This is a genomic window from Nocardia sp. NPDC049935 (assembly GCF_055586645.1).
Genome location: NZ_JBVJHV010000008.1, coordinates 276,932 through 296,341 on the forward strand (window position 1 = coordinate 276,932; position 19,410 = coordinate 296,341).

2 protein-coding genes are annotated in these 19,410 nt (G+C 68.5%); one reads left to right on the forward strand and one right to left on the reverse strand.

What is annotated here, in order from left to right; translation table 11 throughout:
• Positions 1-4 precede the first annotated feature (4 nt).
• Positions 5-18,028 (reverse strand): WXG100-like domain-containing protein, encoded by an 18,024-nt coding sequence (locus ACZ6SF_RS27990; RefSeq protein ID WP_466065977.1) that lies wholly within the window; start codon positions 18,026-18,028, stop codon positions 5-7.
• Between the two features lie 463 nt (positions 18,029-18,491).
• Between ACZ6SF_RS27990 and ACZ6SF_RS27995 the strand changes: the two genes are divergently transcribed.
• Positions 18,492-19,172, forward strand: coding sequence for a GntR family transcriptional regulator (locus ACZ6SF_RS27995; RefSeq protein WP_466065979.1), 681 nt, complete (start codon positions 18,492-18,494; stop codon positions 19,170-19,172).
• Positions 19,173-19,410 lie beyond the last annotated feature (238 nt).

Here is a 19,410-nt window from a genome sequence, read left to right on the forward strand (position 1 = left end):
TTCCTCATCGACGCGAGTCGTCCTCGGACGCCTCCGGCTCGGGTGCTCGGTGATCGGGCGCGGCTTCCGAGGGCTCGGAAGGCTCGTCGGGGAGCAGGACCACCGCGTCGAGCACGATCGTGTGGTTCGCTTCGTCCCGGGTCACCCCGGTGATGCGATAGCGGGTCCCGCGGGCGAGGAGGAGTTCGTTGTCGCGGGGCACGCCGCTGCGCGGCCCGATCCACAGGCCCGGGGCGCCCGGCGGGACGGTGAGATTCAGCCGGTACTCGAACCGGCGGCCGTCCGGCATGGTGGCGAGATCGCTACCGGCCGAGGTGGACAGGTAGCCGGGTTCCTGCTGCACCGAGCCCACGAGATCGGCCGGGCCCTGGAAGAAACCGAAGCGGCTGCCGTCGCGATTGCGCATGAACCCGATATCCGTCAGACCGCGCACCACCCGGATCGGTTCGGTATTGGGCAGCGGCCGCGTCGCCCGATCGAGCGTATGGACCCCGTGCCCGAGTATGTCGAGTCGCGGCGTCGTACCGAAATAGCGCTGGAAGAATTGCTGCAGCGTCTGCCGGTAGAAGGCGGCGTCGGCGATCAGCTGCGCGAGCGTGGATTCCGGATCATCGCGGGTGACGATGGCGTGGAGCAGCCGCCAGGTGGTGTTCGCGCGCCGCGGATCCGTGATCGCCTCGTACACATGCTCTGCTCCGGCGCGGTAGTGCTCGGCGAGCCGGGCCGGTGTGGGCTCCTCCGATCCGGTCAGTTCGGTCAGCAGCCCGAGGTGTTCGGCCGCCGAGTGCCCGCGGTCGAGCACCTCCTGTGCTCGGCCTCCGCCCTCCCGGAGGAGGGTGTTGTGGATCGCGGACGCGTGATACGCCCATGCCGCGTGCTGTTGTTCCGGCGGCAGCAGGTGCCACTGGTTCAGCACGGCCTCGCCGTAGTTCAGGCCCGCGTCGTCGGAATCGAACACCCGGGTGCCGGTGTCGTCGAGGTGTCCGGTGCCGGAGTGCCCGGCCGGTGGGCCGGGCCGCCATTCGCGTCCGGGCGGTGGTTCGAACGCGGCGGCGGTGTGCAGTTCGTCCGGATGCAGCAGGAGCGGGCTACCGTCCGCGGTCGTGGCCACCTGCAGATGCCGCGGGTTCTCGGCGGAGGCGTACAGGAGGGTGAAGGGCGCTTCCGGTCCGCCGTGGGGGAAGACGTCACGGGGTGCGTCGGGACGCAGCACGACGATGTTGAGTCCGAGTTCCCGGGCGACGATGGGCAGCAGATCGGCGCTCATGAGATGGTCGGTGGGCCGGTTCGGGTCGCGCACCGCGTCGAGAAGATACGCCAGCCGCTCCCGTGCCCGGCGGCGGCCGGATTCGTCGAATCGCCGGATCGATTCCTCGAATTGCTCGTGGCGGCGGGTCTCCGCCGCGAGATCCTCGGCGGTTCTCGGCAACGGCTGATCGCGGGTGAGCTCGCCGCGCATGACGAGTTCGGTGTGCAACTGGGCGCGACGCCACCGTTCCCCGCTGACCTGGGCCTCCATCCGGGCGACGCGGAGCTTCTCGACCTTCAGCTCCTTCAACCCGTCCGGGGTGTAGGCGGGGATCAGATCCACATAGTCCTCGAGATGCGCCTCCATCCGCCGGGCGAGCGTGGCGCGCGTCTCGTGTGGTGTCGAGTGCCCGGACAGCGGTGTGAACAAGTCCAGCAGGTGGTTTCCATCGTTCGGCGACGATGCCCAGACGGGTGCGGGCAGTCCGGTGTGGTTGTTTCCCGGTTCCCAGGACAGGGTGATCCGCCGTCTGATGTCCTCCACCCGGATACCGGGGTCGGCGGACCGGCGGTCGGCGGCTTCTGCCCACAGGTCCACAGCCAGTTCGGGGGGCACCCGCAGCGCTGTCACCGCGCCGTGGAAAGCGTCCTGCAACTCCGGCCACAGGTGCCGGGCCAGTTCCAGGCTGTTCTCCGGTTCCGTGGCGTCGATCGCCTCGTCGATCGCGGCGAATCGGCGCAACGCCTCGGTTTCGGGGGCTGTCGGCTCGCGGAATTCCGGTGTCGTCGGTCGTTGCGCGGTTTCTTCTTTCGGCTGCACGGTGACGTCGTCGGAAGGCACGGTGGCGTCTCCGTATACCGGCGGCTCCGGGGATCGTTCGTCGTTCACGCCCCGGAGTCCGGCGAAATCGCCCATCGCGTCACCGGCGCGGAATGCGGCGAAATCGTCTACGAAGCCGTCGCCGAAATCGTCGGTCTCCCGCGTTTCCGCACGGGCGACGTCCTGCACGCTCGTCCCCAGGTTGTCGGCCCGGGCCTGCCACCGCGCGGCATTCCGGACGGTCGTGCCGAGTGCTTCCGCCGCACGGGTGAGGTCGGCTGGCAGCTGCGGGCTCATCCGTTCGACAAGGCGGACCACGTCGTCCTCGTCGACTCCGCGGTAGGAGACGATCCGTTGCAGAACGAGCCGCCGGACCTCGGAGTATTCGCCCAGCGCGTGATTCTCCTCCGGCCTCAGGTCCCGGATCGCGGAGTCGCGGAGTCGGTCGGGCGACCCCTCGACGGGTCCGATCGGCGTGATGTTCTCGGATACCGGGACGACCCGGGGCGAATCCGGAGTCTCGGACCGGGGAGGAGTCTCGGAGGGAATGAAATCCACGATCCCGGACGACTCCGGCGGCCCGAGGTTCTCGAGATTCTCGCGCGGCGTCGACACGGTGGAGAGCGGGTCCGCCGCGGCCGGTAGGCGGGGATCGATACGCGGTGAACTCGCGCCGGAGAACAGGGCCGGGCGGCCCGCGGCCTGGAGCCGGGTGAAGCCGATCTGCTCATCCGAACGTGACGGTCGCGGCTGCCTGTCCTGGTCCGGCGCGACCACGGGGCGGGGCCGGATCCCGGGCGGCAGCGAACTCGAGCGGATGTGGTGCGTGGCCGGGACGAGGGGTGGGGTGGGGTGTCGCCTCGCCGTCCCATCGAGCGGACCGGGATCGAGCGGACCGGATTCCTCCTCGGACAGCACGGCTTTCGTGTCCTCGGACAGGGGATGGTGAATGACGGTGCCCGTGGGAGAAACGGGCGGAACGACGATATCGTCATCCGATTCGACGGCCTCCTCGTCGAGGGTGCCGAGGACCGGGGCTTCGGCTGCCGGATCGGTGCCGACCGGTAGTTCGGCACCGGATTGCACGCTCTCGGACGGCACGGCGGGCGAATACTCGGTGACGACGACCGGATCGAGGTCGGCCGGGGTGGCCGGGATCGGCACGGCGGGCGGTGTGGACGAGGATTCGGCGACCGGGCCGGGTTTCGTCAGGCTGTCGTCGACCTCCGTTTCGGCTGCCTCGAAGCCGGCCAGGGACGCGGCGATGGCGGCCGCCAGGTCGGGATCGGTCCACTCCTGATTCCGGTCGCCGTCCTCGGTGACCGGCGCGGACGCGCGGACAACGGTAATGGCCGGATCGGCGAGAACCTGGTCGAAGGTGACCTGCACCGGCAGGCTGTCGGCGTCGTGCATCTCGCCGGGCCACGCACCGGTCGGCGGGAGCCAGATATAGCGGACGGCGTTCTCGTTGCCGAACACCACGATCCGGGTGGTGTCGGCGGAAGGTTGCGCGTAGGCCTGCGGGGTGTACTGCACGGAGCCGGGGCCGAGAACATCGGCGAATTCACCCCAGGTCCTGGTGTGCTGCGTGCCTGCGGGTGCGCCGGGTGGATGGCCGGGCACCCGGTCCCCAGCGGGTACGGCGAGATGGTAGTGGTTGTGCGCGATCAGGGCCGCGCCGTCCGGACGCGCCCCGGTGTCCTCGCCGAAGGTCCAGCCCTCCGGGATCTGCCGGCTGTACAGGCGCACGATCGAACCGTGCTCGGCGAGCGCAGCGGCCGCCGCCCGCGGAACCAGGTGGAAGATACCGGTCCGCCAGACTCCGCGCCGCCGTATCTGTTCGACCTGTTCGTCGAATGCCGCACGATAGCGGGCGGTATCCCGCGGCGAGATCGGGGCCTTCTCCTGCGCGGGCGTGAGTTTCCGGCCCCGGTTCTCGGCGGCGACCATGATGTTCTGGAAGACCTCGAAGTAGTCGGCACGCCTGGGACCCGACAGTTCGTCGGCGGTCAGCCTGCGCAGGTCGCGGATCCGGCGGTCGAGTTCGGATTCCGATGCGTACGGGTCGCGGTGCACGATGCGTTCGAGTGAGTGGAAGAAACAGTCGCCGTCGGGGGGCATGGATTCCCACACGTAACCCTCCGGCGCCTGCACGCCGTCCACCACGGCCGATCGCGCTCCGGTGCCACGCCTGATCTTCGGCGGCGGTGGTTTGTAGTGGTAGCTTCCCTCCGGGCCCGAGAGTACGGACTTGCCCTTCCCGTCGACCTTCGCGGCATCGTCCCCTTCCCCGGCCTCTTGTTCGGCTTTCCCCTTGGCTTCCGCATCGGCTTTCGCCTTGGCTTCCGCATCGGCCTTGGCCTCTGCCTCGGACTCGGCTACGTCCTTCGGCTTCGCCTCGGCCTGTTCCTTCCCTTCGGCTTCTTCGTCCGCCTTCGGCTTCGCATCGGCATCGGCTTTCGCTTTCGCGTTCTCATCCGCTTTCGCCTTGGCTTCCGCATCGGCTTTCGCTTTGGCTTCCGCATCGGCTTTCGCTTTGGCTTCCGCGTCGGCTTTCGCTTTGGCTTCCGCGTCGGCCTTCGCTTTGGCTTCCGCGTCGGCTTTCGCCTTGGCTTCCGCGTCGGCTTTCGCTTTGGCTTCCGCGTCGGCCTTCGCTTTGGCTTCCGCGTCCGCCTTCGCTTTGGCTTCCGCGTCCGCCTTCGCTTTGGCCTCCGCATCCGCCTTCGCCTTTGCTTCGGCGTCCTTGTCCTTGCCTTCCTTGTCCTTGGTATCGGACCCCTTCTCGTCCCCGGACTTCTCGGGTTCGGACTTCTGCTCCGGTTCCGTCTTCGGAGGCTTTCCGTCCTTCGGAGGATCGACGGTCTTCGTGACGTTCGCGCTCGCCGGGGGCGTCTCGATGCTGCGCAGGATCAGATCGCCGGTGACCCAGAGGGTGCCCTTCGGTCCGCTGACCTCGACGAGGGCCACCGAGCGCAGGCGGTGGCCGTTCGCCGGCGCGTTGGTGCGGAAGAGATTGCGCAGGATACTGCCGGTGGCGGCGCTGCCGCCCTTGGTCTCGGTCTGCCCGCCGAGGGGAACGCCGGTGGGGCCCATGCGGTGGCTGCCCTCCGCGGTCAGCTTGCCGCTGTAGGTGAAGCTCGGAGCCACCGTCGTGCTCTTGCTCTCCGAGGAACTCATATTGTCGACGGTGAATTCGAAGCGGTCGTTGGCGATGGAGGTGGCGGATTCCTCCGCGCGCGGCGAGTAGAGACTGAGTTTGATCTCGATCCCGTCCACCGTCACCTTCGCGGCGTGCGCACGCGGGGCGGGCACGGCGCCGGACGGATCGACATTGAGGAACGGTGCGGTGGACTGGGGTCCCAGGGCGGTGGCCTCGCCGCTGGCCACGAGCGTGACGAGGCGGTTGTACATGGCCTCGGCCGAGCGCGTGTTGTCGTTGGTCGACAGGGAGGGGTCGACGGCCAGCAGCACCTCGGCGAGTTGCTGCGATCCGTCGAATTCGCGGATATCGAACGGTAGCTCGGGCTTCCACGACTCGACGGACAGCAGTGAGCGCACGTCCGCCGGCACGGTATCGGTCGGACCGAGCTTGCTCGCGGACGGATCGAATCCGAAGACCGCCGGCCGGGTACGCGCAACCTCCGGCGCGGCGGACTCCCCCGGCTTCGGTTTGGGCTTGGTATCCGCGATATGCAGGCGCACATGCGAGGTGGCGTTCAGGGTCGCGGATTCGGATTCGCCCGGGGGCGGTAGTTCTTCGGGGACCAGACCTTGGGTGACACCCATCCACTGCCCGCCCATCACGAGGGCATCCCCGGCCTTTTCCTGCAGGTAGGACGACAACGCCGCGGTCATCGGCCGCCAGTCGACCGTGACGCTGTACTCGGTCGGAACCTTGAACTGGTACTGGGCATCGCCACTGCGCTGCCACGCGCTCAGGTCACGGGTGGAGGTCTGGACTTCGCTGTGGGTGCCTTCGCGCTGGACGGCGAGCGTGCCCGCGGGGCGATGGCGGCCCTTCTGGCCGCCCATGGTGACGCTCAGTTCGTTGCCCTTGGTGCGGCTGGTGCCGACACTGGTCGCACCGGGTTCGAGCAGGGCGTTACCGTCGGCGCGGATATGCCGGTGGACGTTGTCCAGGGCGGCGGTGCGGGGAACCTGCTTACCTTCGAGTGTGGCCAGGGTCTGCCCGTCGGGCAGATCCTCGTCCCGCCGGGGCCGGGCGGTGAAGGTGACCCCCACCAGGCGCGGCGTCAACCCGGTCCGGTCGACGAAGTGGAAAGAGTGATTGCCCTCGGACCCGGCGTTGGCGAGGTTGCGCACACCGAAACTGGTGGTCTGCCTGTTGATCAGCGGCGCCACACCCGGGTGGTAGTTGGTGGAGCCGACCGTGGTGGCGCCCGGGGAGAGTTTCTCCACCAGTTCGGTGGCCTTGTTTCCGAGCGCGCCGCGGCCGTCGTCGAAGAGGACCTCGGTGACCGCCCCGAAGGACAGCAGGCCCTTGGCCGTCTCGGGATCGTCGGCGCGTTTTCCGGCGTAGGCGTCGGGCAGCAGGCGCGGCTCGGTCGGCCGCCACTCGCCGTCCTTCTTCTCCTGCGCCTCGGGCAGGATCTCCAGTTCGTCGCCGCGTGCCTTCGCCGCGTCCTGGACGAGTTTCAGGTATTCGGGATGGTCGTGCAGATCGTGGTCGGTGAGGAAGAACTCGAACCGCTGCGGCGCGTCGACGACGCGGGTGCGACTGGCGTACGGCTTACCGTGCAGCAGGCCGCTGAGATAGTTGCGCAGACCGACCTCGACGGTGACGAGGTAGTGGCCGTCGGCCACGAACCGGTACACCTTGCCGTTGTAGTCGGAGGTGACGCGCATGGTGTCGGTGGCATCGGCGGAGGTGACGTTCTTGCTGGTGGAGTCGCTGCCCTGCCAGCCGCCGGCGGGCCGGAAGCTGTTGTCGGCCTTGTTGCCGTAGGTGCCCTGCAGGGTGATGTCGCCGCGGTTGCCGCTGTTCACGGTCGTGGTGCGGGCGGTGTTGTTGGTGCCCTCGAGCCAGTGCTCGGTATCGATCGGAGTCGGCTCCAGCGCCTTGATGTTGTCGAAGTAGCCGCGGATATCGACGCTGTAATCGGTTCCGGCCACATCGCCGGGGATCTCGGCCTCGAACTTGTAGGAGTCACGGAAGATCAGCGGCGCGAAGGAGGACATATGGTGCGGCGACAGCGCGGTGTGCACCACCGACTGGACCGACGAGGTGGGGTTGTCCACGGGATCGCCGAAGGCATTGCGCCAGATCCATTTTCCGACGCCCGCCGCTTTGTCCAGCATCCAGTGCCCGACATCGGACCAGGTCGTTTCCGGAACCGCACCGGCCGGGGTCTCCTCGCCGTCTTCGCGCCAGGCGCCCGGAGGCTTCGGCAGTTCGTCGTCTTCCGCGTCGCGGCCGGTGGCCTGCCGGATCTCGGGATCGACCGTGCCGGCGGTGGACTTCTGGGCCTCCAGATCGACCGTTCCGACGGTGATCTCGGGACCGACCGTGCCGGATTCGGTGGACTTCGGCGCCTCGGGGACGACCGGGCGGGTCCGGTCGCGGACGGTCAGTTCGTGGCTCTCCGGCTCGGTATCCCGCGAGCCGAACCAGGCGTCGGCAGCCCGGCGGAAGGGGTTCGTGCTCGGCATCCACCCCCCGAGGTTCCAGCCGGACCGCGAGCCCGGCTCCTGCTGCCGGTGCGACGACTCTGTGTCCTCCCGAGTCGGCGTGAACCCGCCGGGGACGGACGGGGGCCGTTCACCGTCCAGGCGCTCCCTCGCCTCGGTTGCCGCGTCGCGTTCGATATCGCCGATGAGGCCGACCGTGGCCTTGTGGAGGATCTCGCCGACCGGGTGGCCGGCGATGACGGCGGCCAGCGGTAGTCTGCCGACGCCTTTCTCGATCGAAGCCTTCGTGGCGAGGCCGAGCCGCTCGGTGACCTCGGCGGGCGGGCCGTCCTTCGACTCCGAATCCGGGCGGATACTCGGTTCGGCCAGCGGTTCGGTATTGGGTTCGCCCGTGGTCAGATATGTCGGAACCGCCAGGTGGAAGCTGCCTTCGCCCTCGATCGGATCCGCGCCGCGGCCGTGGCTGTAGGCGATCTCCACGTAGTAGCGGGTGGGTACGCGGAACAGCTGGATACCGGGCTTGTCGGCATTGGGGCCCGGGCTGAAGGTGTAGTTCTCCTCGGCGTGATTGTGGTCGCTCTGGGTGGTCTTCGAGGTGCCGCCCGACCGGTCGTACGAGCCGCCGAAGCTCGACACTCCTTGGCTGCCGGTGACGTCGAACGGATTGGTCACCGCGGCGGCGGCGCCGACATCCCAGGCGAACGGTGTGCTTTCGGACTGTTCCCCGCTGTACAGGATGATGCCGGTGTAGTTCATCGTCTGGACGTGGGGGGTCAGCCAGTAGTGGCTCACACCCTCGTTCGGGTCGCTGTCCTCGTCGTACCGGCCATCGACGGTGTCGTATTTCCGGGCGGCCTTGATGGTGACGGTGATGCGCTCGGTATCGACTCCGTTGGATTTCTCGAACACTGTCCGGGAGCCGCCCTGGATCATCTCGTCCGCGGTGCCGAGCCGGTTCATCCGGGATTTGATCTGCGCGAGTTTGCGGTAGTTCTCCAGCCGCTGGTTCCGGGTGGAGTCCTGATCGAGAATGGAGGATTTCTCCGTCGCCGGCGGCAGGAACCCCTTGTCGGCGACGAACTTCTCGATACCGTCGAACACGTTCTGGGGCACGTTCACCTGCAGCGGCGTGGTGAGCAAACCGAGCTGTTGCAGATGCAGCAGGTCCGAGGGCAGATAGCGGCGTTCGGAATCCATGGGCGGGCGACCGAGGGATTCCATCGACGGCACCAGCATGTTGATCGGGTAGCGCTTACCGTCCTTCCTGGTCTCGCCGGTCTCGGACTGCTCGTCGTCGCGCACCGGTATGCCGAGGGGCGTCCCCGGGTCCGGTTCGAGGGGCGGACCGTCGGGCGGCACGAACCTGACCCGGATCTCCATCTCGGGCGTGGTGTGCAGCAGATGCGCCACCAGCCGCAGCGCACGTGAGGTGAGGGCGCGGTCGCCGTAGGTCAGCGAATGGCTGGCCTCGTGCGACGCCCCCACCTTCAGCGGCGTGATGTTCCCGCCGACCGGCGAGTATCCGGTCTTCTTGTCGGCCTTACCCTTCCCCAGCCCGAACGACAGCGCCAGCGAGCCGCCGAGCGCGTTGGAGATCATGGACCGGGCCTGGGTGCGCAAGGCCCGCAGCACGTTGTATTCGAGGCGGGAGGCGCCCGGGGTGGTGGTGGGTCCGGTGAGGGTGTCCCCGCCGTGGAAGTCGGCGATCTCCACCTCGAAGAACCCCAGCGGTTCGCCGGAGGCGGTGTACAGGGTCGGCGACTGCACCCGGCCGCCGTGCATCATCGGGATGTTGCCGCGGAAGTTGTCGCCGAAGAACGCCCGCAGCCCGACCGCGGAACTCTGGGAGATCCCCTCGACCCGGCCCGGGAACGATTTCATCACATCGGCGAAGAGCCGGTCCTGATGCGGGAAGTCGAGCGGCCCGTAGAAGGGCAGCTGTTTCTGCGAGAGGGAGTTCTCGTCCTCCACCGGCTGCTGCGCCGGCGCGACGGCTCCGTCCTCGTCCTTCGCGTGCGGAGACGCCGAGGAGGTGGGCTCCGGTGTCACGAGCGGCCGATGCCAGGGCAGCGGGACGGTGGCCGGCTTCTCGGTATCGACCTTCGGAAGGCCCTCGCTCGCGTGCAGGTATTTCGGGAACCAGGCCACCAGATCGTCCGGGACCGGCCCCCGGATGGGTTTCCAGCCCTTCGCCGTCGGGAGGTCCGGTGACATCACCCCGGCCAGGCCGTCGTCGTTGAGACGCATCTCCCATTGCATCTCGTAGCCGTGCGGCACGGCGGCGGCCTCGGTACTGCGCTTCTTGATGATCGACTGGATCGTCGAGAAGACCGAGGTGCTCGAGGACAGCTGGTTGTGCGTGGCGTTGATCTGCGGCGCCAGACCCCAGTTGAGGAACTTCTGGCTGAACGCGTCCCACAGCAGGTCGATCGCGAGCCCGGCCGAGCGCAGGTCGTGGCTGCCCGCGGTATCGCTGGCTTCGGTGAACCCGTAGGTCCACCGCTGGGTGCTCACCGTCGGGCCGTCGTGCGCCACCGAACCGTCGCGGGGCTTCAAAGCCAGCCGCAGGAACACCGGAAACGGTTTGCCCTGGTAATCGACGGCCAGCGGCATACCCGATTCGCTCAGCAGGCGGTAGATCTCGGCGGTGGTGAGGCGGGAGGTCAGTTTCCGGTCGACAGCGGCGCGGAACTTCTTGTCCGGGACGATTTCCGGTTCGTCGCCCTCGGGTTTCTTGCCCAGGCCCGCCATGGTCAGGACGCGCTCGAACCGGCCCGGTCCGGTGGACAGGTTCTTTTCCACCTCGGCGGCGAACTTCTCGTCGCGACCCAGTTCCTTCAGTTTCTCCCGGATCGCGGCGGGGGTGACATCCGGATTGAGCTCTCTGACCTCCTGCAGCCAGAGCTGTGCGTCCGATTTGCCGCTGTTGGCCGCGACTTCGTCGACGATGCGGTCGCGCAGCCACTCGATCGTGCGCTGCGGGATGGGCATGACGTGGATCAGGTCCTCGGCACCGCGGCGGTGCGCGCCGAAATTCTTGACCGGGTCACTGAGCGGATTCGCGCCGATCCGGGTGGAGGCGGGCAGCCCCTCCGCGCCGGCGGGCACCGTGACCTGCGGGTTGCCCTCGGCGTCGTAGAGCACCGCATGGGTCCCGGCCAGCTCGTGCGGCATCCGCGGCGGGAAGACCCGGGTATCGGGATCGGACCGGTCGTGGACCCCGACCGTGCCGTCCTCCCCGACCCGCAGCAGATACGCGTGCGCCCCCACCCCGTGGGCGTCGGTGTGATCCCGGTACTCGTCCACCACCAGCGCCACCGCGCCCGGCCCGAGCTCTTCCAGTTGCGTGCGGATATCCGCGTGATCGCCGAACCGCCGCAACGGCGCGCCCGCCTGGCCGGCCAGCACGTCCGCGGGCATACCGGTGATTCCCGCCAGATCGCCGGGCACCCGCGGACGCGGACGACCGGTGAACGCCGACAGTTGCTCCAGCGCCACGACCGCGCAGTTGGCCTCACCCCACAGCGCGACGGGATCCGCCGGGCCCGTGTAGGCGGGTGGCGTCGGATAGCGGGGCAGCTCCGGATAGTCGTAGACCGGCAGATCGTCGCGCGCGGGGGCCACGGCCCGGGGCATCGGCATCCCGGCGGCCGCGTCGGCATGTGTGGGTTCGAGGATCAGCAGATCGGTGATGCCCGCGCGGGTCATCATCTGTTCCAGCACCGAGACGTGCGTGTACGCGGTCCGGCCGGTGTCGGGATCGTAGACGCGGAAATCCTCGGTCCCGTCGACGCGCTGCACCGCCAGCGCCCGGGTGTGGCCCGGATCCACCATCCAGATCCGGACGTTGTCCGCCAGATCCCGCAGCGGCGCGGATTCGCGCAGTGCGTGAGTGGCTCCGGCGCCCATGCTCAGTTGCACCCAATTGACCCATCGGTCCGCGGTGCGCTCGTCGGTATCCGCGCGCAGCCCGGCGATCACATTGATCGCGTCCTGGCGCTGCGCGGAGGTGAGCGTCGTGAAATCGAACCGGTCGGCGTCGTCCGACTCGTGCAGCAGCCAGTGCATCGCCAGCCAGCCGCCGAACCGGCCGACCGTATGACCGGGCAGTTCCGCCACCCGGCTCTCGGGGCGGACCCACAGCGTCCGGTCGTTCGTTTCACCGGTCAACTGCAGGTAGGGGTTGCGCATGGTCGCGGGGTGGTGCCACGACTCCTGCTGCACGGTCGTCCGGCGGCCGTCGACCAGTACTGTGGGCACCCCGCGGGACAGTCCTCGGAACAGCCGCCCGAGCCCGGACCTCGCCCGGCGTTCGTACGGGGCGGTGGTCACGGGGAATCGCCGTGGCGGCGCGCTCTGAGTCGGTTGCCCGGTTGGCGGCGGGGGCTGTTTCACCGGCGGCGCGGAACCGTCGACGGTGGAATCGGGCAGGTCCTCCGGGCGGAAGGACGGGCCGGGGGTGGCGGTACCGGCCGGGTCGGTGCCGAGGCCGATCGAACCGAACTGCCCGGTACCGAGCATGGTTTCGATCGAGGGGAATTCTCGCCGCTGCTGGAAGACGACAGGGTGCGGTCCGGGGATCCGTCCGATGCCCGGGGGCCCGGAGGGTGGGTGGCTTCGTCGCGGTAGCGGACGGTCCGCGCGATCGGTGTCGCTGCCGTCGGTCGTGGGCGGCGGGCGCGTGGCGCCCGTTTCCGCCGCGACGGGCTCGGGAGGCGGTACGGCCGGACGCCGGACGCCGGTGTCGTCCTGCAGCGGCGGCCCGCGGCCGGGGTCCGGATCGGTGCGCCGCGAACCCAGCAGCTGCTGTTCGACGGCGGCCTTCTGCAGGGGCGTCGCGAGGTCGCGCAGGTCGTTCTCGGCCGTTTCCAGCGCGGCGCGCGTCCGGTCCAGATCGGCCTCGGTATCGGCGGTCCGATCGTCGCGGTGCGCCGCTGCGGCCTCCCGGTGCCGGTCCGCCGCCTGCTCGTAGCGCGTGATGAAGGTCTTGACCCGGGTGTTCGGAGCGGCGCTGCGATAGTCCTCGGGCGAGACGTAGTGCACGGCTTCGCCGGGAGTTCCGCCGGTCGCCCAGTCCCCGTTCGGATCGCCGCTGCGGGCGGCGCGCGTTTCGGCCTGATGGTTCACGCGCTCCGAGTACGCGGGTCCGCCGCTGATCTTGACCTTCAGTCCGCCGTTCGCGACGGCCTCCTTGGAGGGAGTGATATCGACGCCCCGGCCCATCATCTTGTTACCCAGGATGATCCGGCCCATCTCGCCGCCGTCGGCGATGATCTTCTGCAGTTCGTCGTTCGCCCGGTCCTTGCTGCCGTGCGAATCCACCCAGGCGACATCGAGTTTGTCGAACTTCACCTCGACGCCCCGCTGCGCCGCGGCACTATCGAGCGCCTGGGCGAGGCGGGCGACATCGGCGTTGTCCATCGCGATGACCAGCTGGGGCGAACCCTTCTGCTCCCAGGCCCCGGACTGGGGGTTCCGCAAGAACGCGGTGTCGAGGATATCGGTCGCCATCGCCGCGAACTTCTCGGCGCCGGAGGTGAAATGCCGCGCGTCGGGGGTTTCGAGCTGCGATTTGAAGAATCTGTCCACATGCGAGATCGGCCCGGTCCCGTACTCCTCGTGCATCACGTCCTCGACGCCGCGGGGATTGCCCTCCGAGGGGGTGAGCAGGGTCCCCGACATGCCGGTGATGTGGCCGAAGTGGCCGCCGCTGAATATCTGCTTTCCGGTGATGCTCAGCGAATGCTCCGAGTCCGCGGTGATCTCCAGCCCGTTCTTGGCCTCCAGGTATTTCGCGAATCCGTTCCACCGGCTGGAACTCTGTTTCTCCGGATCATCCATGACCTGATCGTTGGTCTGGGAGGAGATGATCTTGATCTTGCCGTCGTCGCTCACGTGGTAGTCCGAATCCCGCTCGGGTCCCCATTCGGCCTGGGCGGCATGCGCGAACTCCTCCGCGTCCGCGTCGCTGATGTTCTGGCCGGACTTCAGCATGGTCGCCAGTTTGGCCCGGCCCCAGCGGGTCATCTTCGCGTCGAAGATCCCGCGCTTGTCCGGATCCTTTCCGAAATCCGCGGCACTGAGCACACCCTTGCGCTTCGCTTCCTGCAGTGTGTTCCAGACGTCGTGGACACGGTTCGAGAAGGTCTCGTCGGCCGGGCCGGACTTCCCTGGTGAGAGGACGTAGTGGGTCTGCTCGTCGATCAGTTGCGCGTCGATCTCGTCGATGATCAGATCCCCGCCGGGGAACGGTTCGAAACGCTCGTCCGATCCGCGGTCCGCGGCCGCGGCGTCCAGCAGCGCCTTGTACTCCCGCATCGACGGCGCCTGCTCGAGATCCGAGCGCAGGCGGGTCAGCTCCTCGGCCGGCATCCCGCTCTGTTTCAGTGTGTCGACCACCGCCTGCGCCTCTTTGACCGCCCGGAACCCGTAGTCCTGCGCGGTACCCAGAACGATCAGCTTGCGGCCCTCCACCCGTTCCGGGAACGGCTGGTCCGAATCCAGGTGGTACACATCGATACCCAGGCCGTGATCGCCGGCGACCAGATTCTCGAACTCGTGCTGCATATGCACCACCAGCGGATCACTGCTGGTCATCACATGGGCGATACCTTTGTCCAGGGCGGTGCGGGTGGCCCGCGAGATGGCGGTCAGTTCCTTGCCCTCACCGGTGTCCATCTCGACCGGGCCGTGGTGCATCAGGATTTCGGAGGTCAGCTGGGTCCACCGCAGCACCTTGCCGCCCGGACCGCCGATATCGCCGCCGGTACCGCGGCGGAACAGCTCGATCTGCGCGACGCGGGAGTCCTTCTCCGAACCGGTGAGGATTCGCTGTTCCAGCTCCGCGCCACTCAGCGTCGCCAGCGGACCGGACCTGTCCGTTCCGGCCTGGCTGTCGTAATGCGCGAGCAGTACCTCGGCGGCGGCCTTCGCGGCCGACACCCGCTCCCTGCGCACCAGGGGGAAGGCGTCATCGCGGCCGATATATCCGTCCTGGAACGCGTTCCAGGTGTCCGTACCGGCCACCTTCGCGGCGTCCATGAGTTCGTCGACGGCCGATTCGACCGTCCGCCGATGATCCTCGGCCGCCCGGGTGTGCGCTGTCCGTGCCTCGCCGATACGCGAGCCGTCGTCGGTCGCCACGGCCGCCTCCAGCGCGCGCCGGGTCTCCTCGAGGCGGTCACCGGACCGTTGGACGGCCTGCTTTACCTGCTGCTGATGCTGCTCGGCCCGTTCCTGCGCGGTGACACGATCCCGGTACACATCGGAATCGCGCGTCGATACGGCGGCCGGGTCGGTCGAGGGGAGGTCGCCGGGTCCGGGCTCATCACGTGACGAAGTCCCGAGGGAATCCGAACCCGGCGCGGTGGACCACCCGATCCGGGCACCGCCGGTGGCGAGAACCCCGTCGAGACCGAACGCGGAATCGATCGACGGCGACCCGTCGGCGTCGTAGAGCACCGCGGTCACCACCGCGATATCGTCGCTGTCGCGGAACAGCAGCGGAGTTTCCTGCCCGGTGGCCGGATCCCAGACCCAGGTCTCGCCGTTCCGGACCGACATCACCACGGCATGCGCACCGATACCGTGCCGATCGACCGGCCCCCGATAGGTTTCCACCACCGCCGCCCGCGCCCCCGGGCCGAGTGCGTCCAATGCCGCACCGACCGCCTCGTGGCCGGGAAAGCGCTGCAGCGTGCCGGTGGAGCGCATCTCGAACTCGAACGCGTCCATACCGCGCAGACCCACGGGATCCCGGGGCGCGTTGATCCGGTGATTGCCGGGGAATTCGGCGGCCAGCCGCTGCAACACCTGCCGGCCGCATTCGTTACCGATACGGTCACCGGTGACGCGATCGGCGGCCGGATGCTCCCGCGCGATACCGGGTACTTCGGTGAACCGCTCCGTCGACGCCGGTTGTTCGGTGCCGTCCTTCGCTACGGGCCGGACCGGATCACGCCGGTCCGCCGTGATGCGCGAGACCGGATCGTCGCCGTTGCCGAGGTGTGACCGGAACGGATTCGTGTCACGGGCCCGGGGCCCGGGGGCCTCCTCGCGCGGCAGCCGGGTGTCGCCGTCGGACCTGGTGAGCGGGGTGCGCTGGTTCTGATCGGAGGTGGGCCGCATGGCACTGCTGCGGTCGCGACCGTCCTCGGTCGTAGTCGAGCGCCCGCCGGGGATATCGTCCGCCTTGGTACGGAACGGGTTGCGGTCCGGGGAGTCCGCGCCGGGAACGGGCCGGAACTGATCGGTGCCGTTGGCGGCGAACGAGGTACCGAACGGGTTCCTGCCGGGTAGCGCTGCCCTGGGGCGGGGCCGGTCCTGGATATCGGAGCGGAACGGGTTGGCGGAGGCGGAGCCGTCCGCGATCTCGACGGTCGTGGAATAGGTGCGTGGCGGCTGTTCCGGTCGCGGGGAGGAGCTTTCGCTGCCCGGCGGTACCGGCTGCTGGACGGCCGGATTCGCACCGCGGATGCCGTCCGCCGGAGTCGTCGGCGTGAAGAACGGGTTCTCGGTCCGGTCACCGTCCGGTGTGAAGAGGTCGTTCGGCGAGTACTCCTCGCGGTTTCCGTCGAAATCCCGGACACCCTCGTCATCCTCGCGAGAGAACTGGGACGACTCACCGAACTCACCATCGAGCGAGGACACCTCGGACGCGTCGTCACGACCCGACCACGGCGAACCCTCGAACTCACCATCGAGCGAAGAGACCTCGGAAGCGTCGTCACGGCCCGACCAGGGCGTCCCCTGGTAGTCGTCGTCCTCCGACGAGATCTCGGAAACATCGTCACGATCCGATTCGGACGACCCGCCGAACTCACCGTCGTTCGAAGACGACCCGGGGAACTCGTCGCCGTGGGCCTGCGGCGTGACGCCGTTCTGGTTGCCCGGGGCGTTGCTGTGTCCGTTCCGTGTGCTCTCGTCCGCGCCGGGCAGTCCATCGGACTGGCCCGGAGTACGCTGCGAATTGCCATTGACCTGTGGCGATTCGCTCTCCACCCCGTTGCGCTGGAACTGGGAGGGGGCACCGTTGTGGTTGCCGCCGGACAGGGTGCCGTTGCCATTGCGCGAGTTCTCCAGCGGGCCCGTCCGGTTCTCGCCCTCGCCGGGCGCGCGCCGCGAACCGCCGTCGACCGCCTGCTCGTCGCTGTTGCCGAAGGCCGCGGGGCCGACGGTCCTGTTGTCCGGTCCCCCGTTCCGGGTCTCGGGCGGCGGCGCGTTCCGGTCGCCGTAGGCCGGCGGATCGCCGGTGGTCGCGCCGGGCGGCAGCGCGCTCCCGTCGCTGTACGGCGGCGGATCGCCCTCCGTACCACCGATAGGCGGCACCTTCTCCGTACCGCCACCCGGCCCGGCGAGGGCCTCGGCCTGGAGATGCGCGGCGACGGCCTGGTTCTGGAAGTACCCCGCCACCCCGTGCATCCCACCGGCGATACCGCCGCCGACACCGCCGACCAGGGCCGCCGGGTCGAATTCCCAGTTCCCGGTGAGCACCCCGACGCCCACGATGCTCGCCCCGGCACCCACCAGGCCGGCGGGAATACCGGCGCCGACGGCGACGAGCCCGCCTTTCCACCAGGTCATCGGGCCGTGTTTGCTGACCACGCCGCCCAGGTACTTACCGCCGAAGTACCCGACCGGCGCGGCCACGGCGCCGGCGAACCCGCTCACGGCGGCGGTGACGAACGCCTGCTCGGTATCGAATTCCTCCCGGTGCCCGTTCGCCAGCTGGATTCCCTGCGCCAAGGCGTCGATCCCGAACCCGATCGCGGCCTCTTCGAGGGCCTGGATCGCGGTGAGCCGCCACAGCGGGGTCTGGGCCATCTTGGTCGCACGCGCGGCCAGGGCCGAGGCCATTCGCGAGGCGATGGTCCGCATGACCCCGGCCCCCGTGGCCTGGATGATCGGCACCGCCCACGCCCCCCACGCCGAGGCCAGGGCGTAGGCGATCTCGATGGCCATCACGGCCAGGGTGATGATGATCTGCAACTTCGCGTATTCGACCTGGGTCCCGCAATCGAATACCGAATCGGCCAGTTGTTCGAGTGCGTGCGCCATCGACTCCACGGAGGTGTCGCCGGAGAAGAACTTGTCGAACTGGGCCGACATCTGGTCCGCGCCGCTCCCGCTGTAATTCCGCAGCGCGGTATCGCAGGCGGTGCGCAGCGCCGGGATGACTTCGCCGAGCAGCGCGTTCGCGGCATCGGTCCAGTCCTGGCTCAGCGCGAAGAGCGCGTCCTCGTCCCCCTGCGGCCACGACGCCCCGGCCAGATACGACAGCCACTGCAATTCGGGCGGAATCTCGATGCTCATCGATCAGCCGATCTCATGCGCGTACCTGCCGTCGGCGGTTTCCCTCGCCACCGGGGATCTCGTGTCCGGGACGAATCCGTACGTGGACTCCCGATAAACGGTACCCCAATTCACCGGGAATGCAGGGTGTCTCGGCTCGAATGCCGGTGGGATGCTGGGCTCGTGTACGAAAGATGTTGCGGCCCTGTCAATCAGGGCGAAACGGCCACCCGTACACAGAGCTCCGCCGATCCATGGGAAACCGTCGGCATCAATACAGGTGACAGCGCTGAATTACCGACCCGGCGCCACGATCGGACCCATTGTGAGAATGTCTGTGAGTTTGCCGAAAATCCCGCGATACAGTTGCCGGGGTTACATTTCAGTGAATTCGACGTTTCCCGGGAACCGTTACTCCGGCAGTATCGGTCGACAGGGCCGCGGCGAGCCGGGCCGGGCCGGCGGACCCGATTACCCTCACCACATGACCATCTCCCAGCCCACCGGCCGGACCGCCCCCGGTACGACGGTCGCCGAAGCCCTGCGCGGAGATATCCTCGCCGGCCGGCTCTCGCCCGGTGACCGGCTGCGGGAAGTGGATCTGGCCGAGCGGTTCGGGGTCTCCCGGGTGCCGGTCCGCGAGGCGCTGTCACAGCTGCAGAGCGAGGGCTTCGTCACCCTGGTGCGGTATCGCGGCGCGACGGTATCGGCTCCTTCGGGGTCGGCGGCGCGGGAGCTGGTGCAGATCCGGCGCGGACTCGAGGTGCTGGCCGCGCAGCTGGCGGCCGGCTCGCGGGGTGGTCCGGTGGCCGCCGAGCTGGCCCGGGTGGTGGAGCTGGGCCGGTCCGCCGATCGCAGTCACGCCCATGACGAGGTGCCCTCCCTGGTCCACCGGTTTCATTCCCTGGTGGCGGAGGCATCCGGTAATCAGCAATTGCGGGCGATGCTGGAGCAGATTCTGGAGCGGGTGTCCTGGATCTTCGGTCAGCGGCTCGAATCGCGCACCCATATCTCGTGGAGTGATCACGCGGCGATCGCCCAGGCCATTCTCAACGGGTCACCTGTTCAGGCCGGTTTTCTGATGGACGAGCACATCGCCCGGGACGAGGAGCTGCTCGCCGAGATGGATGCGGATACCGCGCCGGACAACACCCCGGGGCCATAGGGACCTCGCGCGCCGCGGATTCCGGGGATGGATCCGGAACACGCACTCCCGGTGAATGTTTCCCACGCCCTGGCGCCCGGGTCACTCCGGACTCGATTCGATGCCTTCTTGTATACAAGATTGGTCGACATCCTCGCCGATTCTCGATAGTTCACGGTACTGGAACCTTGGGCAACATCAATGAAACGTTGTTTGTATACAAACTTGGGTGTTGCTTATTTCCTCTGCCCTAGGCCAG

What these genes read in the sequence shown, in the direction of transcription:
- ACZ6SF_RS27995 (WP_466065979.1), top strand. Translation starts at nt 18,492, where the DNA reads ATGACCATCTCCCAGCCCACCGGCCGGACCGCCCCCGGTACGACGGTC.
- ACZ6SF_RS27990 (WP_466065977.1), bottom strand. Translation starts at nt 18,028, where the DNA reads ATGAGCATCGAGATTCCGCCCGAATTGCAGTGGCTGTCGTATCTGGCC.